Origin of the sequence: Lentibacillus populi (assembly GCA_014642895.1) — a bacterium.
Lineage (GTDB): Bacteria > Bacillota > Bacilli > Bacillales > Amphibacillaceae > Lentibacillus_C > Lentibacillus_C populi.
This window is the reverse complement of record BMJD01000010.1, coordinates 67,333-91,507: the sequence shown is the minus strand read 5'-3', so window position 1 is coordinate 91,507 and position 24,175 is coordinate 67,333. Positions and strand designations below refer to the sequence as shown.

The window sequence follows — 24,175 nt, the reverse complement described above, 5'->3', positions numbered from 1 at the left end:
ATGTGAGTTGGGAACATGCTGGGCTGCCAAGCTCGAACAAGACTAACACATCGGCTGGGTACAGATTATCTGACTATGTACAAAAACCTATTGAGATCTACGTTTTTATTGATCCACTATGTCCTGAATGCTGGTCACTTGAACCGTATTTGAAAAAGCTGGCGATCGAATATGGCGACTATTTCACAATCAGGCCAATCGTTAGCGGTCACTTGAACAATTTAAATAAAGATATTTTTGATAAGCCAAAAAAACTGAAAGACATTTGGGAAAAAACAGCAAGCCGGACCGGCATGAGCTGTGACGGGGATTTATGGATGGAAAATCCAATTTCGTCCCCAGCGATTGCTTCCCTTGCGATCAAAGCAGCCGAGCTCCAGGGTAAAAAAGCTGGACGGATATTTTTACGTAAGGTACAAGAGAACTTATTTTTAATGAAACGAAACATTTCTGATGAGGATGTATTGCTTACATGTGCCAAGGAAGCAAACCTGGATCTGGATGAATTCAAAAATGATTTGTACTCATCGTCTGCAAAAAAAGCGTTCCAGGGTGATCTAAAGTTAACACAAGAAATGCAAGTTGATTACATTCCGACAATCGTCTTCTTCAATCAAGTTATCGAACAGCATGGCATCAAAATCTCTGGCCTCTATCCATATGACATCTATGTACGTGTATTAAAACAAATGCTGCAAAAAGACCCGCAACCTGCTGAAAAACCACCCTTGGAAGAGTTCTTGGCTGATTTTGAGGTGGTAGGAAATAAGGAAGTCTCCGTTGTATATGACTGGACAATCGAAAAAGCTGACAAGGAAATGAAAAAACTGCAATTAAAACGGACGGTCGAAAAAATCCCCGCCAAGTTTGGAGCATTTTGGCGGTATATAAAGAAATAAGAACCCTCTATTTGGAGGGTTTTTGAATGGAAAAAAGGCAAGGTTGCCATACCCTTGCCTTTTTAACTTCCTATTAATCGTATACTGGTATTTTCCCATATGGACTTACCGTGACGCCACATTTGCTATTCCCTCCTTCTGTTAAAAATACCTTGTAAGATTATCTGCCAATCTCGTTGTTTGAAATTACGAAAACCGCTAAATTATTACTAACATCTAATGTTAACAAATATCACACAAAAGGAGACGGTTTTTATGGATCCCATATTTTTAATGAATAATGTATGGATTATTATTTGCACGGTCCTCGTTTTATTGATGCAAGGTGGCTTTATTTTACTTGAAGCAGGCTCAACTAAAATGAAGAACGCGGGACATATAGCAGGCAAAACAGTCTTTACTGTCGGGATTGCATCCTTAATCTTTTGGGCTGTCGGTTATGGACTAATTTATGGAGAAGGCAATTCCTTTATCGGTTTTTCCGATTTCTTTTTTGGTGATGCAACAACGATGGGAGAAGGCTTGGCTGGTTCTGTTGATTTTATGTTTCAACTGGCATTTGCTGCAATTGCGCTAACAATTGCTTTTGGCGGATTTGCTGAACGGGCAAAATTATCCGTTTATGTGGTTTTTGCCGTTCTGTTTTCTATCGTTATTTACCCGGTAATCGCTCATTGGATTTGGGGCGGTGGTTGGTTGGCTGAACATGGAAAACAGGATTTTGCCGGTTCAACAGTCGTGCATTTAACAGGAGCTATGGCTGCCATGGCCGCAACGATCATTTTAAAGCCACGGATCGGCAAATATAATAAGGACGGTTCAGCAAATAATATCGCAGGCCACAACCAGGTCTATACGGCATTGGGAACACTGATTCTTTGGGTAGGCTGGTTTGGATTTAATGCTGGAAGTACATTCGGTGTTGCAGACGCATTTTTCGGTTATGTCGCACTTAATACACAACTTGCTGCCGGGGCTGGTGCAATCGGTGCATTAGCAATTGTCTGGTTGGTAAACGGGAAAGCTGATATTCCCACAATATTGAATGGTGCTCTAGCAGGACTTGTAGCCATTACTGCTTCGTGCGCATTTGTAGAGCCTTGGGCAGCCGTAGTGATTGGTTTTATCGGTGGTCTGATTGTCTTTTATAGTATGCGATTCTTTGATAAACAAAAAATCGATGATCCAATCTTCGCATTATCGGTTCATGGTACTGCAGGTGTCTGGGGAACCCTGTCAAACGGTTTATTTGCAACACCTGAATTAGCAAGCATCGGACACCCTGGTTTATTTTATGGCGGTGGTTTTACGCAACTAGGTGTTCAAGCGCTCGGTGTTGTAACCTGCGGATTATATGCATTTGTTGCAGCATATATCATTTTGAAGGTAGTGGATCGTTTATTAGGCGGAATCCGTGTATCGAAGGAAGAAGAACTGATCGGTCTTGATTTAAGTGAACACGGCAGTTACGGGTATCCGGAAGCTATCCGTCATCCAAATGATAAGTTAGGTGCTTAAGCCATTGATGTAATTGAAACTAATTACAATACGAGCGGGATCCCCTCTCGTATTGCTTTCTTTAAATGCTGGCTGAAGTTTTGGAAAATGGAGCGGGATAATTTATGATGAAATGAAATCACCATGACTGTTCATTAAGGGATTAAAGAGGAAGTTACCCAACCGAAACGAGCATTCACTATAAATAGCAGGAGGAACAATTGATATTCATTTTTTCCTCACCCCAAATTGCGCATTAAACTGGCCACGTAACATTTCTTCCTTTAATTCTTTATCTTGCTTATTTTTCTCCTTCAACATGTCTTTGCGAATTTCGAATGTTTGAACTCCCTCTTCCCGCTTATTCGCAATATCAATAAGTTGTTCCACGTCATTGAAAGAATATTTCCGGTTTCCACGTTCCGACCGTTCAGGAAAAATAAGTTTTCTTTCTTCATAATACCTGATTTGCCTTTCCGTTAAGCCGGTTAACTCACTGACAGGTCCAATTGGAATTACTTTTCTTTTTTTATAGAAAGAGTCATTTGTCATCTTCCCACCTCAATATATTTGTTTGTTCGATTATACTAGAAAAACGGATGTGGATACTACTTTTATGTAAGAAAATCTGACATACTTGCTGTTTCCGACAATGTAACGTATCCACTAGCTTCACACCTTTGAGAAATCCACATAAAATAACTATTGGGCAAATTAGCCAGAAGGAGTGTCGTTATGTGCGGTATAACAGGATGGATTAATTGGAATCGAGAGCTAATAGGTGAAGAGCATATTGTAAAACAAATGGTTGCAAAACTGCAACATCGCGGCCCAGACGACTTAAATACATGGGCTTCCCGCCACGCGTTACTGGGACACTCACGTTTGATTGTTGTGGACCCCGCGGGTGGCAGGCAACCAATGACAAAACAAAAAGACGGAAAAAACGTCACGATGGTTTATAACGGGGAACTATATAATACGGAGGAACTGCGCACAGAATTAACCAAACGTCACCACACATTTCAGGGTCATTCTGATACCGAGGTTTTACTTGCGGCATACTTGGAATGGGGAAAGGCTTGTTTGGCTCGGCTTAATGGAATTTTTGCCTTCGCGATCTGGGATGAAGAAAGCGAAGAAATGTTTGCAGCAAGAGACCGTCTCGGTGTCAAACCGCTTTTTTACATCGAACAGAACGGCGAATTGCTTTTTGGTTCAGAAATAAAAGCAATCCTGGCTCATCCCGCGGTTAACCCAATTGTTGACCGAGAGGGTTTATCTGAAGTATTCGGCCTTGGACCTTCGCGTACGCCGGGGCATGGCGTATTCAAAGGAATTAATGAATTAAGACCTGCACATGCGCTTAGCTATAACCGTAATGGGATGAAAATCTGGCGATACTGGGATGTCGAAAGCGTGGAGCATACCGATGATGTCGACACAACCGTAGAAACAGTTCGTACTTTGTTCCAGAATGCGGTGGAGCGACAGCTTGTTGCAGATGTTCCATTAATAAGCTTCCTTTCCGGCGGTGTAGATTCAAGTGCCATTTCAGCATATGCCCAACAGGCTTTTGAGCAGCAGGGCAAGGCACCGCTTCATACGTATTCGATCGAATATGAGGAGAATGAAAAATACTTTAAAACAAGTAAATTTCAGCCTGATTCAGACAGTCAATGGATTGATCAGGTGAAAAATGCGCTTGGTACGGTACACCATGATCTAGTAATAGATAATACAACACTTGCTCATTACTTAAAAGATGCGGTATATGCAAGAGACCTGCCAGGAATGGCTGATGTTGATTCCTCGTTATTATGGTTTTGTGAGAGAATACAGCAACAGGCAACAGTAGGGCTTTCAGGTGAATGCGCGGATGAAATTTTTGGTGGGTACCCGTGGTTTCATAGTCCGGAAACGTCTGCAGCGGAGGGGTTTCCATGGATGCGCTCAACAGCTGAACGCCAGGCACTTTTAAATGATTCGTGGCAAAATAAGCTTCAATTAAATGATTACGTCATGCAGGGATTCCGTAACACTTTACAGGAAACACCACTGCTGGAAGGAGAATCCGAGATAGACGCCAAAAGACGACAGCTATTTTACTTGAATATGCACTGGTTCATGGCGACACTGCTGGACAGAAAAGACCGAATGAGTATGGCGGCAAGTCTCGAGGTCCGCGTCCCATTCGCCGATCATCGTATTGTGGAATACATGTGGAACGTTCCGTGGGCAATGAAAATGCTCGACAACAGGGAGAAAGGATTACTAAGAAGAGCTTTAACTGGAGTACTTCCTCACGATGTATTGTACAGGAAAAAGAGTCCTTACCCGAAAACATTCCATCCCCAATACACAAATGCAGTTGCTGATTGGCTGTCATCGATCATCAATGATTCAAATTCTCCACTACTGTATTTTTTTGATAAGAAGAAAATAAAAGAAATAATCGACACGAAAGGTGAGTCCTTTCAGGTTCCCTGGTATGGCCAGTTAATGACCGGACCGCAATTAATAGCCCACCTTGCCCAAATTAATACGTGGCTCAATGATTATAATATAAAGGTTGAAGAGTATTGAAAAACTTCCTTTCCGGGAAAAAGATGGAGGATTTGCCAATGTCGGCTTTCGCTCCATCTTTTTTGTTTGACTTCTCCGGCTTTTAATTTCCCCATTTTTCCGAATTTAAAAAAGAGCCATTTATGTATTGCCAAGCGAATGAAAACGTGTTAGATTAAACCTTGCAGAAATCGCGAAAGATATTTTTGGCTTAAGGGGGTATGTTTGACATGAAAGGTAAAGGTAATGTGGCAAGAAGGGAATCCAAAGATAATTTGTGGTTTATACCCCTAATTCTCTTTATCGGTAGCATCATTGCCATAAATCTTTATTATTAGGGTTGTAACCATATTAATGATAATTTGACATGTAATAAGGTCAGCAATTTCCTCTATACAAGAGGATGTGCTGACCTTCTCTTATTTTACCAGCAAAAAACTTCATAGCATAATCTTCTCATTTTTTCAGCTATCTCTCCGGAACCGTACGGCTGCTGGCACTTGATTTTATTGTATTTGCATTTCCTGCTGATGGACGAGATTTTTTAATGAAGAACGCTAGTATAAGACCAATTATGGCAAATACGCCGGCAACGATAAACGATACATTGACTCCATGAACCAGCCCATCGACACCTTCTTCTGGTATCGCATTATTTGACATAACGGTAACAAGCAATGCTGTTCCGACTGCACCTGCAACCTGCCTCATCGTATTGTTCATTGCAGTACCATGTGGAATTAAATCCGTTGGCAACTGGTTTAGTCCCGCAGTCGTAACCGGCATCATAACCATCGAAATTCCGAACATTCTAATCGCATTGACCGTTGCAATATACGTAAACGTTGTTTCGCCGGACATATCTGCAAATAAGAAGGTTGTAATAACAACAATGATTAAGCCGGTAACCGCAAGCCATTTCGCACCAAATTTGTCAAATAATCTACCCGTGATTGGGTTCATAGCCCCCATTAAAACTGCTCCAGGCAATAACGCCAGGCCAGACTCTAATGCAGAAAATCCGAGCATATTTTGCATCAATAATGGCAAAACAACGGCCGCCCCAATCATTGCCATAAATGTCACCATGCCAAGAGCAGTAGTTAACGTAAAAATCGAGAATTTAAACACTCGGAATTCAAGGATAGGTTTTTCCAATCTCAGTTGTCTGAAGATGAACCATGTAAGTGCAACCACACCAACGATCATAGAAATAATAACATGCATACTGGTCCATCCATCACTTCCCGCTGTACTGAATCCGTATAGCAAACCACCAAATCCTAATGTAGATAATATAATCGATAAAGCATCGACCTTTGGATTTTTTTGTTCGGTGATATTCCTCAGCATGAAATACGCAACAATAATATCAATAATAATGATTGGCAGGATTACATAGAATAAACTTCGCCATGGAAAATGTTCCACCATCCAGCCGGATAATGTAGGACCAATCGCTGGCGCAAAGGCGATGACCAAGCCAAACATCCCCATAGCCGTTCCCCGTTTTTCAATTGGGAAAATGAGAAACAGGATTGTTTGCATTAAAGGCATAATGATTCCTGCACCAGCGGCTTGGGCAACCCTGCCGAGCATCAAAATCGGAAAATCTGGAGCAACGGAGCAAATTAACGTACCAACCCCAAAGATTCCCATCGCAAACAAGAATAATCCTCTCGTCGTAAACCGTTCGATTAAAAACGCCGTAATCGGAATCATAATACCATTGACGAGCATAAAAATGGACTGCAGCCATTGTGCGACTGTCTCATCCAATTGTAAATCCCGCATAATATGAGGTAATGCTGTTGCTAATAATGTCTGATTCAGGATCGCTACAAAAGCTCCCGAAATTAACACAATCATTATTGGTGTTTTATTAATAGTATTTGACGATTGCGCAGGCACTTGATTTTCAACCATAATTTTCTTTCTTTCGTACGAATTTATTTCCCTTATCGTTTCCATAGCAAGCCTATTTTATGAATAGACTGCCTGCAGAAAAATTTTGATTGGAAACTTCCCATCATTTTCTTCCTTAAAAGGTAACATTTTATATCCTAACACAATAAATAAATGACTAAAAGAAATTAAGATCAAATGAGGAATTTAATTTCACCCGTAAAACACATAAAAAAACAAAGGATATGCGGGGCAGCGCATATCCTTCATTTTCACATCGCTTTGTATTATACAAAGGGGGATGGGAGAAAGTTCATGGTCAAACAAAGGGGTTTTGTTTGTTACTGATCTTACATTTATACTATAACAACGTTTCAACTGATTTTCAATAAGAATGTTCATCATTTCACAAAAATGTCACAGTTTTATTCATATTAACTTACTTTAGATACATATAATAGAGCAAATTAAACTTTTTGAGGTGATGTCGATGCAAGGTTTACTCCCCATTTTGTTTTTCATCATGACCATCATAGCCTTTTTCCTTAATATCCTGGCATTCATGAAACTGGTTCCGATATTTGTATCCTTGCCATTGCTATTCATATCGATCTATTTAACAATTTTCACATTTACCCACAAACGTGTATTTCGCGGCATGCAATAATCAGATTATGTAGCGGGATGTAGCCGGTTTTCAGCGTCATCCCGTTTCATATCCGCCTGTTTTACGTTATTTCCACCTGGCATCCTCAATTCGCCATTTTACATTATTCCCCACTTCCAGAGCCCACCCGATTGTGTATTTACAAAATAGCTGCACCACCCCAGGTGATGCAGTATCTATGATCTTATTTCGATAACAATTTTTCCATTTCATTTAATTTTTCTTCAAAAACATCCAATGCGTCCAGTATCGGTTGTTTGGATGTCATGTCCACTCCAGCATGCTTTAAAACCTCAATTGGATAATCACTGCTTCCGGCTTTTAGGAACTTGTTGATATAACGATCAACTGCGCCCTCCTCACCAGATAGAATCCGATTTGCCAAGGTGGTGGCCGCGGAATACCCTGTGGCATATTGATATACATAATAATCCATGTAAAAATGCGGGATCCGTGCCCATTCCAGGCCAATTGCTTCGTCCGAAACAACATCGTCACCAAAGTATTTTTTATTTAAATTATAATAAATCTCCGTTAGCTTATCAGCTGTTAAGGCATCCCCATTTTGCATGCGAACATGGATATCGTGTTCAAATTCTGCAAACATCGTCTGACGGAAAACAGTGCCGCGAAAGCCTTCAAGGAAATGATTGAGAATATAAAGCTTTTGCTGCTCATCATCCAAGTGATGCAGCATATATTCATTCAATAATGCTTCATTACAGGTAGACGCTACCTCGGCAACGAAAATGGAATAGTTCCCGTAACGGAAAGGCTGTGCTTTTCTCGTATAATAGCTATGAACAGAATGACCTAATTCATGTGCCAGGGTAAACAAATCATTCAATCTGTCCTGCCAGTTTAATAAAATGTAAGGATGGGTTCCGTATGCACCCGACGAATAGGCACCACTGCGCTTTCCTTTACTTTCTTCGACATCAATCCAGCGATTTTCATAACCTTCTTTTACGATATTGACATATTCCTCTCCAAGCGGTGCCAGCCCTTCCAGTACGAGTTGTTGCGCTTTTTCGTATGGGATCTCCAAATCGACATCTTTGACGAGCGGCACATACATGTCATACATATGCAACTCATCAACTCCAAGTACTTTTTTGCGTAATGCCGCATAACGGTGCAGAAGCGGTAATTTTTCATTGACTGCCCCAATGAGATTTTCGTACACCTGCTCATCAATATTATTACTATCCAGCGCCTCCTGTCTTGCTGAATCATAATGACGGACTTTGGCGCTGAAATTATTTGTTTTAATCGTTCCGGTTAGTGTCGATGCAAAAGTATGAATGAAATTCCCGTACGTTTCATACATCTTATTAAATGCCTCTTCACGTACACGGCGGTCTTTGGACTCTAAAAATCCAACATAACGGCCATGGGTCAAATCAACTTCTTCCCCTTTTTCATTCGTAATTGTCGGGAACTTCAAATCGGCATTGTTCAGCATACTGAATGTTTGCGACCCATTATCCATCGGTTCAGCTGCTTCGGCGAGTAATGCTTCTTCCTTTTGGCTCAACACATGTGGCCGCTGTCTCGTAATTTCATCCAGTGTGTGCTTATATACCTGCAATTCTTTCTTTTCCTCCAAAAATTGCTTTAATGTTGTTTCATCGATTGTTAAAATCTCTGGAACAATAAAACTCATGGAGCTGGATGCCAATGTTAACACACTTTCTGCCTTTTGATTGATCGCCTGATAAAATGAATTCGTCGTATCTTCATCATAACGCATATGTGCATATGTAAACAGCTTGCCCAGCCGCATAGATAAATTATCCTGCATTTGTAACAGGTCATACAGATTCTGTGCGGATTCTGCCAGTTTCCCCTGAAATTCTTCTATTTTAGGAATATCATTTTTTAAGGATTGTAATTCCTCTTCCCAAGCATCATCGGTTGCAAAAATATCTTCCAATTTCCATTTCAGTTCCTCTGAGATCTCACTTCTTTTTGGTAATTCCTTTGTTCCTTTCGCCAAGTCAATTTCCTCCTTTATTTTCTGCACTATACAGTTTCAACATCCATTGCCTAAATCCCTCTATTTAGATAGTATAACGAATTTATCCCGATTCATGCTCATATTTTGATCGAATTATTTGCTAACAGCCGATTAATAAACACATCGTCTCCTAATAATGCTTCTTCCACATTTTTATAAAATAAAAGGTTTGTTTGCTTGGTAAAATGAAAAGGAGATTGTTGCTTGAGGATGTTAATCTGTTCTAGTAAAAGGAGATATTGCTGAATTGGTTGTATCTCGGCTGTAATAAGCGGGTAATTGGCTGAAGAAATGATGTGCTTTCTTAATAAATGTACACAGGTTGATAAGGAAATATGTCCGCCAATTGGTAAAGGGTCAAGTAAATCGAGACAAATCCGGCTTTGCCAATCCCATAATGGTGAACACATGCGATATTGTGCGGATACTGGAAGATGAATAACAGATGGCAGGTATTCAAAGTGGGTCCGTTTTAAGTAAAGCCACTGATGCCAGGCAAGCTCACTCCCATACAAACGATCTCTTTGTCGCAAGCGGAATCGCTTTTTTTCCTGTTTCCACAGCGTGTAAAGCAGTTGATTCGGCAGCCGATGTTGGCGAAAGATGTCGATGAATTTCATGTTGTTGAGGAGGGTATACGTTAGCTTTCCGATTGCCTGTTTTGTTGTTGTTATATAAATGTCTTGAAAAGTAGAAAACAGGGTAGTTTCCGGACAGAAGAACAATAAGGTTAACGGGAAACGCTTTGAAAATTGATGAAGAAAATGGTGGAGAAAATTATCCAGTTTGATTTGATACCGACTCAGTCGTTTAAACCGATTGGCACCGATGATCCATATTGGTTGTATGCCAAGCTGACGATAGCCTTCATTTCGTTTCCGGATTTCTTTCAAGGAAATTCTGGTACACTGATATTCCACAGCAATCTTTTTATTGTCAATTGTTACTAATAAATCCGGACGCTGTTTAATTTCAGATAAATATTCCTCAAGTTGAACGTTTAGTTTCTGCTGTTTTAACCATTTGTACAACATAAGCTTGCCTTTTTCATGATAGGCACCTTCCCCACCTTCATGTGAGGGACAATTCACTTTCGCTCGATGGGCAAAATGGGGAATCATTTTTGAGCCGGCCTTTATTACAACTTTTTCCTGACATGACGGACAGTAGAATTGTCCATTTGTTTTTAGTTCGGAAATTTCCTTCTTTGTCAATAAAGCAAGCATGACAAGGTTTCCCTCTTTTGTTTTCGCTTGCAGCATATACTACATCCACCTCCTTCATAATACCTATTCGACAGTAAGGTGTAAAATCCTGCAAAAAAATTAAAAACCTGCAACATATTATCTTTGCAGGCTTTCTACTTACCGAACATGGCACAGTTTTAAGAAGCCATATCCTTATAATTGAGCCGGGAAATGTGTTTTAACCTGGGTAAATACATCATTGGCAAAAATCTTTTTCCCGTATTCTTCGAGAAAATGAATGGTTAAGTCAGAATCATTGCCAAATTCGAGAACCTGGCTAATCAAATCTTCTTGCTGATCATCATCCAATTCATCTTGGGAAAATTCCATATATAAATAATAGATATCATTATAATGGTATAAGCTATTTTCCTCAATACCAGAACCTGTACCATGGAAATAATGACTTAGTTGAATAACATCCTCGAAATCATGGAAGCTTACGATAAGTGATAAATTGCCTTCTTCCGCTGTTTCATCATCCGGGTTTTGCTTGCTGGTTTTTCCAAATTTGTCGTCTAATATATTTTCAATTTTTTCATCAACAGATAAATCGATTGTTTTCCCATTTTCAACAGGAAGTTCAATACTCTCCCCACTTTTGGATACTTGGGCTTTTGTTACAATAATTTCTAAACCCTTTTCCAATGCTTGAACTTGAATCCATAATGGACCATCTACATTAAAATCTTCCTCATAGTTCAATTCATCCATCATTTGCCAAAATAATTGTTCACTGCGTTCGCGATTATACCAAATTTCTTCTCTTTCAAAACCGCGATCCTCAATGTCAATATAAGAAATATAAAATTTAACCGTATTTTCATTGATGCGTTCTATTTCCATTCCAATTCTCTCCCTTCTATAGAAAAACATTCGACCAAACTCAATATCCAAGTCACTCGTTTTTCCGTTACTTTACACCGCATTACTTTTAAACCATTTTAATGCGACAAATCATTAGGTGGAAGAGACAACTTCACCTGATACCTCTTTCCTATTGTTCTTATCCTAAACAGCGCTAACCATTCATTCTTCTATTTATATCTATATCTTATTGTATGACAGAATAACGCATTTTGAAAATTTAAATGCCTATATAATTAATTTATTATGATAACCGATTTTGGACAAATTGTCACTGGAATTTTTTGTGAATATAGTTAAAAATAAAGTGAATAAAAGCGCAGATCAATATTCCTGGATCTGCGCTTTTATTTTGTATCAGAACAATTAGTTTACCATACGCTGAGCTTCACGCAATTGAAAGGTACGGACCGTCCGCGGCAAGAAACGGCGAATTTCGTCTTCGTTGTAACCAACCTGCAGACGTTTTTCATCCAGAATAATGGGCCGCCGTAATAATCCGGGATTTAATTGAATTAATTTAAACAAATCTTTCATCGGCAATTGATCAATATTTACGTCCAATTTTTGAAAAACTTTAGAGCGTGTTGAAATGATCTCATCCGTTCCATCCTCGGTCATACGCAATATTTCCTTGATCTCATCCAATGATAATGGCTCGGAAAAGATATTCCGCTCTGAAAACGGGATGTCATGCTCCTCAAGCCACGCTTTTGCTTTTCTGCAAGATGTACAACTTGGTGAGGTATAAAGTGTTACCATGAAACTTCACTCCTCATTTCTATAAAATGTATGGTCATCTCATAAACTTTGAACAACCTATTAGATTAAAATAAGTTTAAATAACCTTATATGTATAAGTATACTACAATTGTCAAGCAAAAGGTAGGGGATTTCTTAGAAAAATAAGCTGAAATTCAAATGTTCACGAAATGTTTATATTTATGTATAAGATACCCCAGTTTATTTTCAATTAAACATTTTATTTGAAAAAAATATAGGATTTTTATGGAATGTCTTAAAGTGCGTGTTCAAAAAGTCGCCGAATTGGGTCTTGAAGGTCGAGGCAGCGTAGCTTTGAGCACCGGAGTGTACATAAAGGTACATGAGGAGCGGAAAAGCAAGCGGGCGACACGATTCGTCGCTTATCATTTGGTGACTTTTTGAACATCCTCTTCAAAGTCCGTATTCTAAAAATATCTCTTGAAGGCCAAAGCGGCGCAGCCCCGGCACCTGTCTTGGACAGGAGGTATTACCTTCTACTGTTGGCTATTGTCGTGGCGGTTTAGCAGAAGATCTCTACTGCCAGCTCCAGAGTTCGCCGCTCAGCATTTGGTGACTTTTTAAATATCCTCTAAAACATGAAATAAGGGGCATTCCATTTTAAGTCTTTTCCGTTAAACCATCAAATAAATTATCAGATTCCCGCTCTTCATCGTAAATTAATACCTCATCGACAGGCTGATATGATTTTCCATATAGCTCTTCATCTTTATACGTATGGATATCTTCATACATTTGTTTCATCTTTTCATAAATCACATCTTCTGATTCATCGTTGGGAGACCAGTATAAAATTTCCATTGGGGTTTCTTCATTTGTAGCAAGTGACCGGCGATTATAACCGATGGATTGCGCGTGGGTAAATCCTTCTCTTTGATAAAAATGAAGTCTTTTCCCAGTATCCGAATCATCATAATCAACAGGCTCTACCTCCAGGATAATCGGCTTATTTTTTTGTTTTAGCTTTTCAATCAGCTTATGCCCAATCCCTTGACCTCTTGATTTTGCTGAAACCCAAACATAATCAATAAAAATAAAGGTGTCAAATTCGGCGAACATTAATACATGATATGGCCCTTCATCCTTGTAGTACACGTCACCCTTTTCCCTTAACAGCATTTCCATATGTTCTTTGGATTTCATTTCTTCTACTGGAAAATATTTGTTTAACTTTTCATACCAATTCATTGACCTACTCCTTTTTTTATAATCCTTTTCTATTATAACGAAAATTTTCTTGTTTGTTAAATGGCGTTTACAAGGCACCATGTGTAGTTTACCCGGCAGTGTTTTTTTTCAAACATACAAGAGGTCAGCAGCAACATAGCGACTGACCTTAACAGTTAATCGATCGGTGTATAATCAACATTCTTCGTATACACATTTGCAGCATTCCAAATCAAAAATTCGTTAATTCCATTTTCCTGCAGTGCCTTTATTTGCGCTTCCACTTCCGCTTTTCCATATTGGGTTGGGGCGCCATCATACAACCATGGTGCTTCAAAATCTTGGATCCAAGGCCTTGAAATTGGCGGATCGTCCAGCTTGCCTAATACGTCATTTTCCACCTTCGTATATTCGGTTACCAATTTATACGGATGTTTATCGGGAAAATCAATCCCGAAATAGGCTGTCCAATGACTTGGGTAAATCATTGATGAAATAACATCAACATTACTTGCGATTTTCGAGAAATTTTGTCCAATTCCTGGTGCTTCTGGGATAGTTGCCGAATAGCCGAAAATATCGACCCCAACCTTTACATCATAATACGCTAATTCTTTTTTGGCATATTTAACAAAATCCGTAACAGCCTGCACACGACGCTGGATATTTTCTACGTCAGTATCTTGATAGTCCCCTTGGCTGTATTCCAGTTCCTTATCATAATGTTCAAATCCTTCAGGAAACCGGACATAATCAAATTGAATTTCCTGAAAACCTAACGCTGCAGCCTGTTTTGCGAGATTTACATTGTATTTCCATACTTCCTTTTTAAATGGGTTAACGAAAGCCTCCCCTTTTCCATTTGTCCAAACCTTGCCATCTTTCTTGAAGGACAGGTCTGGACGTTTTTCTGCTAAAACGGAATCTTTAAAAACAACAATTCTGGCAATCGGATAAATCCCCTTTTTCTCAAGCTTTTCCAGCATTTTTCGCGGCTCATCTATGTAATTTTGGGCAACATCTTCATATGGTGATCCCTTTTCCGGTCTAAATGTAACGTTCCCATGATCTTCTTTGATGTCAATTACCATTGTGTTTAAATCGGTGGACTCAACCAAGTTTACGAGTGATTCAAACTGGCTTCCCCCAGCGGAAGGACCGGTAACATAGATCCCCCTGACAGCATCAGGATATGTAAAATTGAAGCCGGAGTCATATATGAAACGTTTGAAATGTTTGCTCTCGTCAAGTAGTTTTAAACTGGTCGTATTTTTAGCATGCAACTGGGCGATTTGTAATTCTTCTCCACTAATGACGCACGGCATACCTAATCCAAGCAGAAGAATCCCGAGAATCGTGATATCCTTCAGTTGTCCCTTCTTCATAAATTATCAATCTCCCTATTTTTAGCAACCTATTTATCTAGTATAAGGGAAACAATCAAATATTTGAACGGAATTTGGAGATTTTTGTCGAGTTTTTTAACTTTAAATCTGAATTAAATCAAAACTAGCAAGCGAAGAGATTATAACATAAAAGGCTTCTATCATTTTAAAAGCCCTTTACATTTTATAAAATCTGCTATTCTACTATCTAATTTACGCTAAGAGGCAAAGTAAACCAAAAGGTGTGGTAGTGACCGTTAGACTTTATCCCAATCTTGCCAGTGTGATGTTCAATAATTTCCTTTGAAATCGCAAGTCCAAGCCCTGTACCTCCTGTATCACGAGTCCTGGAAGGATCAACACGATAAAATCGTTCAAAAATTTTTTCTTGTTCTAAAAATGGAATCGTTTGACCAGGGCCAGAGACGGCAACCCTATATTCCGAGTTTAGGCTTTCACCTATAACTGTTATTGGCTCAGTCCCCTGATAATAACGAATGGCATTATCAATTAAATTACTGATGACTTGTGGAACTCCTCCATCATATACATTTACAATGCCGGGCTCGGTCTTTACATGCAACTTAATACCAGCATTTTTCAGAGACCAGCGAAACATCTCTACTGACTGCTCGACTAACACGGCCATATCTATCGGTTCTTTTTGAGAAAAGGTTTGCTTTGTTACATAATCCCATTCTTTCAGTTGTTCAAGTTGTTCAACCAAACTAATAAGTCTTTTTAATTCCTCATGAAGCGATTGATATAACTGCCTGTCACCCGAAATCACGCCACTTTTTAAAGCACTAAGGTACCCGTTTAAATTCGATAAGGGGGTACGAAGTTCATGCGACAAATCTGATACTAGTTTTTGCCGATACTGCTGATTATTTTTTAATTGCTTAACTAAATCATTAAAGTGACTGATTAATTGGCCTGTTTCGTCGTCAGACTTTACTTCAAGGGGATTCGGATATTGTCCCTGTTTCATCCGCTTCGTAGACTCAATCAATTCTTTTATTGGGTGTATCAATTTTTTTGTTAAATAAAAATGTATAAGGCTGCCGATTACAATTGCGGAAACACTAAATATCCACAAATACTGAAAAAGGGTTGAGTCAAACTGACCCTGTTTTTGATTATCCATTGCTCCCAATCCATCCGCCAAAAAACAAGCTGTGTTATAGATCGCCCAGCTGCTAAGTACAATAAAAAAGCCAATAACGATAATGTTTGTAAATGTTAACTTCCATAGAATTTGTTTGGGCCATGTCCTTCCACGTTTATTCATTAACATATTTATACCCCATTCCACGAACTGTATGAATACGTTTAGGTGAAGCAGGATTATCCTCAATTTTTCTCCGTAATTTTTTAATGTGTGCGTCAATTGTACGGTCCAGCACGGTTTTATCAGCGTAAGGATAAAGCCTGTGAATAAGCTCCTCTCTTGAAATGACAACATTAGGATTCTCCATAAAATGATAAAGCAGGTTAAACTCATGTTTAGTCAAATTCAATTGTTTATCAAGCAGCCATACTTCGCCCTTTCGCGGTTTTATGCATAGTCCACCATAGGTAATTTTTTGACAATACTGTCCAGTTCTTCGTAAAACCGCTTCAATATGTGCTACCAATTCATCTGGGTCAAACGGCTTCGTCAAATAATCATCCGCACCTATCTTTAATCCATTAATTCTTTCATCTACTCGTGCTTTTGCGGATAACATAATAATAGATACTTCATTACGTTCTTGTTCCCGGACCCACTTGCAGAAATCCTCTCCACTTAGTTTAGGGAGCATTAAATCAAGCACAATTAAGCATGGATGATAGGTTAAAAAAGCATCCTTTGCCATTTCACCATCAGTAGCCTCAACCACGTCATATTCCGCTTTTTTCAAATAAATGTTGACAAGCTCACGGATCATTTTATCATCTTCCACTACTAAAATTGTTTGTTTCACAGGATCACCTCTCCCCTATTGTACGTAAAAAGGGGTCCTACTTCATCTTTTCAAATTCTTCGACCATCATTTCATAATGTAATGCTCCGAAAGCCTTGTACTGAATAATTCCATTTGAATCAACCATGAAAGAAGTTGGAATCGGACGGATCGCATACGTATTGGCCACTTCAATATTCTCATCTAACAAAATAGGAAATGTTAAGTTAAATTCATCCACGAAATTTTGAACTTCTTGCATCCCTTGCTCTGTTTGTGTTAAATTGACCGCCAAAATAACGACATCTTTATTTTGATGGAATTTTTCCAAATCTGGCATTTCAGCACGGCATGGAGGACACCAGGTAGCCCAGAAGTTAACCATTACACGTTGGCCACGATAATCCGATAATTTCACATTCTTCCCGCTTAGCGTCTTTAGTTGAAAGTCAGGTGCAGCATTTCCTACCTCTAAGCCAACTGTAACTGCATTAGTTGTTTCACTCTTTTTATCAGCTGCTGCTTTGTTATCTTTATCACTATCGGAGCTAGCCTCTTGTTTTATTTCCTCATTTTCATCTTGAATTGACGTATCATCTGATTGGTTAACAAAATCATACACAGCCCATCCTATCATTCCAATAAGCACGATAATAATGATAGCTTTTTTCATTATTTTCACCTCCCTGGAACCCTGATAAGGGGATCATTTTACTCCATCTTTTCCAATTGTTGTACCATAAGATCATAATTCATCGCACCTAATGCAATAAATTGGATCCGACCATTAGAATCAATCATATAAGAAGTTGGATATGCCTGAACCTGATAAGCAGTAGAGACATCTGAGTTTACATCCATCAATACTGGAAAAGTCATTTCGTATTCTTCTACAAAATCGGTGATATTGTCTACGCTTTTTTCCGACTCTGTCAAATTGACGGCTAAAATAACAACATCCTTGTTATTATAAAGTTTTTCCAAGTCAGGAATTTCCGCCCGGCATGGCGGACACCACGTAGCCCAAAAGTTAGCTAAGACGCGTTTCCCTTTGTAATCCGATAAACGTACTGTCTCACCCTCCAGCGTTTTTAATTCAAAGTCGGGAGCAATTTGCCCCTTTGCAAGTCCCACTTTATCAGACTCTACGACCTTCTCTTCATTATCTGCCGGCGGAGAAGTAATTTTACCTCCGGAGATGCCGCCAGTATCTTCTTGAGTTGTTTCATCCGTTGAACTGACAAAATCATACGTGGCAAAACCAAGCATTCCTACTACAATTACAATAAGAATTATCTTTTTCATTGACCTTGACCTCCGTTACTATCCTAATCTCGATAGCCATGTATCTTGTACTAAATTAAGTAAAAACTCTGTAATACGCGGCATAAGACCGAAAAATAAGACCAACCCCATGATAATCATCATAACTGCACCTACCTTCATTATGACCTGACTATGCCTGACAATCCATCTTGTCGACCCAAGGAAAAAAGTCAAAATAAGAAATGGCAGTGAAAAACCAATAACATACATAACAGTGTAAAATATGCCCTGGCTTGGATTGCTTGCAGCCAGAAGCAAAATAGACCCAAAGATCGGACCGATACACGGTGTCCAACCAGCAGCAAATCCTAGGCCGATAAAAAATGTCCCCACATATCCTGCTGGCTTTTTAGAATAATGAAACCGCCTTTCCTTCATTAAGGCCGGTATCGTGATCCAGCCTGCAACAAACAATCCCATAACAATAATTAAAATCCCTGCAATTCGTTGAATAAACAATCCAGAATCACCTAGAAGTAAATTTTGTGCCCATCGACCCAAAAAGGAAGCGCTGGCACCCAAGCTGATAAAAACCAACGAAACTGCCAATAAAAAAAATAAAGAATGGCTTAATAACTGGCGACGAATTTTTGGGTTGTGATCTCCTTGCAATTCTTTTACACTGATTCCGGTAATATAGGACATATAAGCAGGGAAAATTGGCAGCACACAGGGGGACAAGAAGGATAATGCTCCTGCCCCTATCGCTAAAAACATTCCCACAATCAACATCGTATCTGCTTCAATTCCGCCCATTGCGATCCCTCTTTCTATGTTTAAAAATAATAAGTAAAATACTGCTGATAAAAAACAACCCCACAAACCACGGTGCCATTATATAGCCAAATACTGTTACAAACGGCTGAATAAATGTTAACAATAACACTCCTGCAGTCCAACCCGTTAATATCATAATTATTATCGTGATTACTGCTATACGTCCGCGGGTGAGGAAAAATAAAACAAGAAGAACAGTCAGTAAAACCAGGTACCCAAAAGCATATGTATTATCGTTCCAAACGAGCTGAATAAACTCATACGTAAATGACGCTACCAAAAATACATGTAGAAAGGATTCTATAAATTCAAGCACATACAGCTGCTGCCTTTTGGACTTATACACAAGTAGTAAGCCACTAAATAATACAGCCAGGTAAAAGCTTTGTGAATTGCTTGGATAAGCCAAAATAGCTAATGGATCCTTTATGAATATGGAAAAATTCAATATGACTTTTCCAAGCCAAATAAAGATGATAAAATTAATTAACTGTGAAATCATCTCCTCCATATGTTTTTTTCTTTGTTCCTTTGATAAATCGCTCGTTATATAATAGGAAATAAATCCCGCGAACATACTTACAGCAATAATACCAATGGATATTAATTTACTTACAATCACCAAAGAAGTTTCCTCCATTTCGATGTCTATCCAATCCTATCATAATAGGACAATGTGAAAATTTGATGAAAATAAGACTAATCCACAAAAAAGTTGGAATTAAAACAGGGACAATCTCGCGCCACGCTAAAGCTTCACCGCGTTAGTGTAGTGGAGGACTGTCCCACGTCCGTTTTAGATGACTTTATCAATAGATGCTATCAGTCTTTTCTCAATGTCTTGTGCAAGTTCCACAATGGATTCATTTTCGGTCATTTGCATCAATGCTGTCGGCCTAGGCATACCAATTTTTGTTTTTCCCTTATCATCATAAACAACAATTTTATTAGAAAACTTGGCATTCGCCATGCCTTTGGGCGAATGCCTTAGTTGCACTTATGCAGAATAAGAAAGTTTAAACTTTCTTATCTGCCAAGGTAAGAAATAGCCGACCAATTGATTCTGTGATAGCACGCGTTGTGCTGCTTCTGGGTTACACACTCCTAAAACATGATAGGCTTGCTGAAAGTCAATCGCTTTTTTCTGCAATGTTTCTCTAATATCAAATTGCCAAAGGACTCCAAACTTTTCATCTTTCAAACTCTTCTCAAGTGATTGAATTGCTTCATCGATTGTTTTATTTGTTTCAACTGTATAATGAAACATGATCAAGTATCTCCTTTTTAATTAAAGTTTTCCAATTTCAGAGACAGGATTTTATTTAGGGATTGCTCTTACAGCATAATTTGCCGGATTCAAGGGAACAACCTCCGTATCAAAGCCATTCCGTTCAAGAATGTTTATCATTTCGTTTGAAGAAATTCGGTGATGCAATGGCGGGCCTGATTCCGTTTCAATAGCCTCCCAATCGAGCAAAAGCATCTGTCCCTCAGGTTTTAAAATACGGTTTATTTCGGCAAGAGTCCTGTCAACATTCGGAACCTCATGCATCACAAAAGCAACGATAACTTTGTTTACGGATTCATCATCAAGTTTAATATGATCCAAGTCACTTTCTACATACTGAATGTTGTCAAGTTGTTCTTCTCCTGCATTTTCCTTCAGCATTTCCAGCATTTTGGGCTCAATATCAACTGCATAAACTTTTTCCGCGTTCTTGGCAATTGGAATGGTAAAATAGCCATTACCAGCTCCAAGGTCGGCAACAGTATCACCTGAATTCACACCTAGATATTCCATGATCTCATTCGGCGGCAATAATTTTTTACGCTCCGTTCGCATTAATGAATGTGCTTTTTCAGGATTAAATCGCTTGTCCGTCATATTTTTAGCCCCTTCTCTTCGTATTCTTGTCATCTCTTCTTGCCACTTCCAAAGTATTTTATTCAACAATATACTATTCTTCCCTTATCTACACCCAGGCACTCATACCACCTTTTACATTTGTCACATTCTTAAATCCTTGTTTCTTCAAGATTTTGGCTGCTTTCAGACTTCTCATCCCACTTTGACAAATAACTACCACTTCTTTATTTTTATCGAGTTTATTCATTTGTTGAGCTAATTGTGATAACGGTATATTTTTAAATGGTTTTCGGTGATTTGCTTGGTATTCCTGAGGTGTTCGTACATCAACAAATTGAACATTTTTGTCGTTAAACTTCTTTTTCAATTCCGGCACTGTTATTTGTGACAAACCTTTAACAGGCATGAATTTTCTTAGTACAAATGCTAATATTCCTATCAAGATTATCCACTGTATGATTCCCAAAATTATTTCTCCTCCCATTTGACCATGTTAAATGAAGATATCAACCCAAATTTTAATTGCTGTTCCCAAAATTAAAACTGCTAAAATCCACTGAAGATGCTTCGTATTTACCTTTTTCCCTATGTTTGCACCTAATGGAGAACCAAGTAAACTTGCTATTATCATGATTATGGCAGGTATAAATAATATTTGACCTGTCATCATCTTACTCGCAGTTGCACCAATGGATGATATAAAGGTAATTGCCAAAGAGGATGCGATGGTAACCCTTGTTGGAATATGCAATACAGTTAGCATCACTGGCACTAACAAAAATGCTCCACCAGCACCGACAATACCAGCTCCAATCCCAACCAAGAGTGCTATTGCAGCTGCAAGCCATCGGTTAAACTTTACACTGTCAAAAGTCGTTTCATCGCTTTCCCTTTTAGGCAAAAACATCATAATAACCGCAATTAAAGCCAGTATACCGTATATAATATTAATACCGGCTTCTGACATGTGTGATGAAACAAAGCCTCCTGCAAAACTGCCTATTAATATACTAATTCCCATATAACCAATGATCGTTTTATTTAAATATCCACCATTCCGATAGGCAACGACACCGCCTACTGTAGCAAACAGCACTTGAATAGCAGTAATACCAGAAACTTCATATGCACTAAAACTTGCAAAACCTAAAACAACAGGAATATATAATAACATCGGATAATTAATAATCGCTCCACCAATTCCTACCATTCCAGAAATAAAGGAACCGATAAAACCAATCAAAAAAATGGTAACGATAAACATCATACTATATTCCATATAACCTTTCCCCTAAATCAAAGGGGACCCAGCTGAAGGGTCACCTTTATCCTTTTTTTATCCAAAATTTTAGTACACTGTCTTTTTCTAATTCTTTTAAAAGCTCATGTCCACCGGATTTTGCCCATGCTGCTAGGTCACTTTTAGCACCCTTATCTGTTGCATGGACCTCCAATATTTCGCCTGTTTTTAGTTCATCCATTGCCTTTTTTGTTCTTACGATCGGCATGGGACATGATAAACCTGTTGCATCCAATACTTTATCTGCGCTCATTTTGATATACCTCCTAATTTATTCAGTTCAAATACATACGAGGGTATTATTCAAAAAACTATCCCTCAATCGCACAACGGTTAGGTCCTATTTCCATTTCTTTCTGTTCTTCCTGATCGGGCGAAAGTTTACCCATATTTATTTTGCGAATATCTTCATACGCATTCGGTTGCGGCGGAAGATTTTCGGTTACCATTTTTCTAAATTTCTGCTCATCATCTACTTGTAACCCTGCATTTTTCTGATAAAGGTCACCTAACCGAGCTAAGACTTTACCACCTTCACCAAGTTCTTCTGCAAAAGAGTAATGTGCAGGTAATACGATTAAATCATCGGAAAGTTCTTTGTAACGGTTATAGAGCGTATGTCGAAGATCTTCTACCCAATCTTCTGCCAATCCGGCTAAATCCGGACGACCAATTGATCGCACAAATAGATTGTCGCCAGTTAATAAATACTTACCATCAATTATAAATGACGTACTGCCAATTGTATGACCCGGTGAATAGATTGGTTGTATCTTTATAGCAGTATTACCCACCATGATGTCATTGCCTTCTTCAAGTGGTGTATACGAAAAGGTAGCATCCGCTGCATCTTTAGGTGGCAAGTAATAAGTGCCACCAACTTCTTCCGCGAGTTTGCGTCCGCCGGAAATGTGGTCTGCGTGTAAATGTGTGTCCATGACATGCTTAATCTGTACACCCTGTTCTTCCGCAAACTGTTTATAAATATCCGTCATCCTTGCTGTATCTACAATTGCTGCTTCTCCATTTGATTGAATGAAATATGATAGGCAACCTTTTCCTAAACGAACAAATTGGTGCAGGCTACCTCCGTCATTTAAATCAGCAATCTTTACCGGCTCCAAGTATTCACTCCAAGCTTTCATACCATCTTTCAGGCTATAAACCGTTGTAAATCCGGCATCGCTTAGCATATCTCCGATCATTTCGGATGAACCGCCTTTTGCACAGACAACGATTATTTCCTGATCTTTTTTCAACGTACCTTTAATAGGATCGATCCCGTCCAGTAAGTTGAAATACGGTTTATTGATAGCCCTGACCTTTTCGCCCTCTATTTTCCAATTATTAAATTCATCTGTATTCCGTACATCCAAAATCAACGTTTCTTCGCGGTTTACTATTTTTTTCGCCAATTCTTTAACTGAAATTGTTTTTGTCATTTGCAACCCCTCCGTTAAAATGATAGTGAGATATTTGCATCCTTCGCATAATCAATGAATGTAGCCGCGCCGCCTACTTCAATTCCATCAACAAATGCATCCTTAGCCAGATTCATTACATCCATCGTCATTTGGCAAGCAATTAATTTGACACCCAGTTCTTGAGCAATACCTACCAGCTTTTCAATGGATGGCACATTCGCCTTGCTAAATCCTTCCGCAAAATGTTCTTTTCCTTTTGGTAATGGAAGCTGTTTATGCGCCTCCTTATGAATTAGATTTAACCCTTCAAACGTAAAGAAAATCCCTACTTCGGCATCGGACGCTGCAGCTGCCGTCGCAATGTTAAATACCTTATATGCGTCAAATAATGTTCCGTTCGCTGCAATAATTGCTACTTTTGTGTTAGCCATTTAAAAATTCCTCCTAAAAGTGCGTGTTCAAAAAGTCGCCGAATGAGAAGGCCGGCTAAAATCGCAACGTCCTGTTGCAACGCCGGCACTAGCACTTCCTGT

General features: G+C 39.0%; 24 protein-coding genes and 1 pseudogene. 4 read left to right on the top strand and 21 right to left on the bottom strand.

Features of this window, described 5'->3' with window-relative positions:
* Nucleotides 1–2: 2 nt before the first annotated feature.
* Complete coding sequence (locus tag IEX12_RS08650; protein WP_088049777.1) at nucleotides 3–899, top strand: ClpXP adapter SpxH family protein; 897 nt, start codon at nucleotides 3–5, stop codon at nucleotides 897–899.
* Nucleotides 900–1,154: 255 nt separating this feature from the next.
* A complete protein-coding gene (locus IEX12_RS08645) occupies nucleotides 1,155–2,417 on the top strand; it encodes an ammonium transporter (protein ID WP_088049776.1) in 1,263 nt (420 codons plus the stop codon).
* Nucleotides 2,418–2,624: 207 nt separating this feature from the next.
* Here the strand turns inward: IEX12_RS08645 and IEX12_RS08640 are convergent, their stop codons facing one another.
* Nucleotides 2,625–2,948, bottom strand: a complete 324-nt coding sequence (locus tag IEX12_RS08640) for a MerR family transcriptional regulator (RefSeq protein WP_088049775.1) — start codon at nucleotides 2,946–2,948, stop codon at nucleotides 2,625–2,627.
* A gap of 183 nt (nucleotides 2,949–3,131) precedes the next feature.
* Here IEX12_RS08640 and asnB point away from each other — a divergent pair, with 183 nt between their 5' ends.
* Nucleotides 3,132–4,982, top strand: a complete 1,851-nt coding sequence (gene asnB, locus IEX12_RS08635; RefSeq protein ID WP_088049774.1) for an asparagine synthase (glutamine-hydrolyzing) — start codon at nucleotides 3,132–3,134, stop codon at nucleotides 4,980–4,982.
* A 447-nt stretch (nucleotides 4,983–5,429) separates the two neighbouring features.
* Here asnB and IEX12_RS08630 read toward each other — a convergent pair whose 3' ends face one another.
* Nucleotides 5,430–6,887: a DHA2 family efflux MFS transporter permease subunit gene (locus IEX12_RS08630; RefSeq protein WP_088049773.1), complete on the bottom strand. Its 1,458-nt coding sequence runs from the start codon at nucleotides 6,885–6,887 to the stop codon at nucleotides 5,430–5,432.
* A 463-nt stretch (nucleotides 6,888–7,350) separates the two neighbouring features.
* Here IEX12_RS08630 and IEX12_RS24015 point away from each other — a divergent pair, with 463 nt between their 5' ends.
* Nucleotides 7,351–7,533: a hypothetical protein gene (locus tag IEX12_RS24015; RefSeq protein ID WP_503826791.1), complete on the top strand. Its 183-nt coding sequence runs from the start codon at nucleotides 7,351–7,353 to the stop codon at nucleotides 7,531–7,533.
* Nucleotides 7,534–7,717: 184 nt separating this feature from the next.
* Here IEX12_RS24015 and pepF read toward each other — a convergent pair whose 3' ends face one another.
* The 19 genes and pseudogenes from pepF to IEX12_RS08535 form a co-directional block, all read right to left on the bottom strand.
* Nucleotides 7,718–9,532, bottom strand: a complete 1,815-nt coding sequence (gene pepF / locus IEX12_RS08625; RefSeq protein WP_088049772.1) for an oligoendopeptidase F — start codon at nucleotides 9,530–9,532, stop codon at nucleotides 7,718–7,720.
* Nucleotides 9,533–9,630: 98 nt separating this feature from the next.
* A complete protein-coding gene (locus tag IEX12_RS08620; RefSeq protein ID WP_155555224.1) occupies nucleotides 9,631–10,815 on the bottom strand; it encodes a competence protein CoiA in 1,185 nt (394 codons plus the stop codon).
* A 138-nt stretch (nucleotides 10,816–10,953) separates the two neighbouring features.
* Nucleotides 10,954–11,646: an adaptor protein MecA gene (gene mecA, locus IEX12_RS08615; protein WP_088049770.1), complete on the bottom strand. Its 693-nt coding sequence runs from the start codon at nucleotides 11,644–11,646 to the stop codon at nucleotides 10,954–10,956.
* Nucleotides 11,647–12,033: 387 nt separating this feature from the next.
* Nucleotides 12,034–12,429: a transcriptional regulator SpxA gene (gene spxA, locus IEX12_RS08610; RefSeq protein ID WP_088049769.1), complete on the bottom strand. Its 396-nt coding sequence runs from the start codon at nucleotides 12,427–12,429 to the stop codon at nucleotides 12,034–12,036.
* A gap of 621 nt (nucleotides 12,430–13,050) precedes the next feature.
* A complete protein-coding gene (locus IEX12_RS08605) occupies nucleotides 13,051–13,638 on the bottom strand; it encodes a GNAT family N-acetyltransferase (RefSeq protein WP_088049768.1) in 588 nt (195 codons plus the stop codon).
* Between the two features lie 155 nt (nucleotides 13,639–13,793).
* Nucleotides 13,794–15,002: a putative glycoside hydrolase gene (locus tag IEX12_RS08600; protein ID WP_088049767.1), complete on the bottom strand. Its 1,209-nt coding sequence runs from the start codon at nucleotides 15,000–15,002 to the stop codon at nucleotides 13,794–13,796.
* A gap of 208 nt (nucleotides 15,003–15,210) precedes the next feature.
* Nucleotides 15,211–16,149 (bottom strand): sensor histidine kinase, encoded by a 939-nt coding sequence (locus IEX12_RS08595; RefSeq protein WP_230856168.1) that lies wholly within the window; start codon nucleotides 16,147–16,149, stop codon nucleotides 15,211–15,213.
* A 136-nt stretch (nucleotides 16,150–16,285) separates the two neighbouring features.
* The gene (locus IEX12_RS08590) at nucleotides 16,286–16,969 is read right to left on the bottom strand and encodes a response regulator transcription factor (protein ID WP_088049765.1); all 684 of its coding nucleotides are present in this window, start codon (nucleotides 16,967–16,969) and stop codon (nucleotides 16,286–16,288) included.
* Between the two features lie 37 nt (nucleotides 16,970–17,006).
* A complete protein-coding gene (locus IEX12_RS08585) occupies nucleotides 17,007–17,621 on the bottom strand; it encodes a redoxin domain-containing protein (RefSeq protein ID WP_088049764.1) in 615 nt (204 codons plus the stop codon).
* A gap of 38 nt (nucleotides 17,622–17,659) precedes the next feature.
* Nucleotides 17,660–18,253, bottom strand: a complete 594-nt coding sequence (locus IEX12_RS08580) for a TlpA family protein disulfide reductase (RefSeq protein WP_088049763.1) — start codon at nucleotides 18,251–18,253, stop codon at nucleotides 17,660–17,662.
* A gap of 18 nt (nucleotides 18,254–18,271) precedes the next feature.
* A complete protein-coding gene (locus IEX12_RS08575; RefSeq protein WP_088049762.1) occupies nucleotides 18,272–19,030 on the bottom strand; it encodes a cytochrome c biogenesis CcdA family protein in 759 nt (252 codons plus the stop codon).
* Complete coding sequence (locus tag IEX12_RS08570; protein ID WP_230856172.1) at nucleotides 19,017–19,673, bottom strand: hypothetical protein; 657 nt, start codon at nucleotides 19,671–19,673, stop codon at nucleotides 19,017–19,019. Before IEX12_RS08570 ends, IEX12_RS08575 begins: the two co-directional genes overlap by 14 nt.
* A 174-nt stretch (nucleotides 19,674–19,847) precedes the next feature.
* Nucleotides 19,848–20,318: pseudogene (locus IEX12_RS08565) on the bottom strand (DUF302 domain-containing protein).
* A 51-nt stretch (nucleotides 20,319–20,369) separates the two neighbouring features.
* Entirely contained in the window at nucleotides 20,370–20,969 is a 600-nt protein-coding gene (locus IEX12_RS08560) for a class I SAM-dependent methyltransferase (RefSeq protein ID WP_286171038.1), read from the bottom strand.
* Between the two features lie 55 nt (nucleotides 20,970–21,024).
* Nucleotides 21,025–21,384 (bottom strand): rhodanese-like domain-containing protein, encoded by a 360-nt coding sequence (locus tag IEX12_RS08555; RefSeq protein WP_088049759.1) that lies wholly within the window; start codon nucleotides 21,382–21,384, stop codon nucleotides 21,025–21,027.
* Between the two features lie 27 nt (nucleotides 21,385–21,411).
* The gene (locus IEX12_RS08550) at nucleotides 21,412–22,197 is read right to left on the bottom strand and encodes a sulfite exporter TauE/SafE family protein (RefSeq protein ID WP_088049758.1); all 786 of its coding nucleotides are present in this window, start codon (nucleotides 22,195–22,197) and stop codon (nucleotides 21,412–21,414) included.
* 46 nt (nucleotides 22,198–22,243) lie between these two features.
* Nucleotides 22,244–22,471 carry a sulfurtransferase TusA family protein gene (locus tag IEX12_RS08545; protein WP_088049757.1) on the bottom strand — a complete coding sequence of 76 codons (228 nt, stop codon included), beginning with the start codon at nucleotides 22,469–22,471 and terminating at the stop codon, nucleotides 22,244–22,246.
* A gap of 58 nt (nucleotides 22,472–22,529) precedes the next feature.
* Entirely contained in the window at nucleotides 22,530–23,660 is a 1,131-nt protein-coding gene (locus IEX12_RS08540) for an MBL fold metallo-hydrolase (protein ID WP_088049756.1), read from the bottom strand.
* Nucleotides 23,661–23,674: 14 nt separating this feature from the next.
* A complete protein-coding gene (locus tag IEX12_RS08535; protein ID WP_088049755.1) occupies nucleotides 23,675–24,073 on the bottom strand; it encodes a DsrE/DsrF/DrsH-like family protein in 399 nt (132 codons plus the stop codon).
* Between the last annotated feature and the right edge of the window lie 102 nt (nucleotides 24,074–24,175).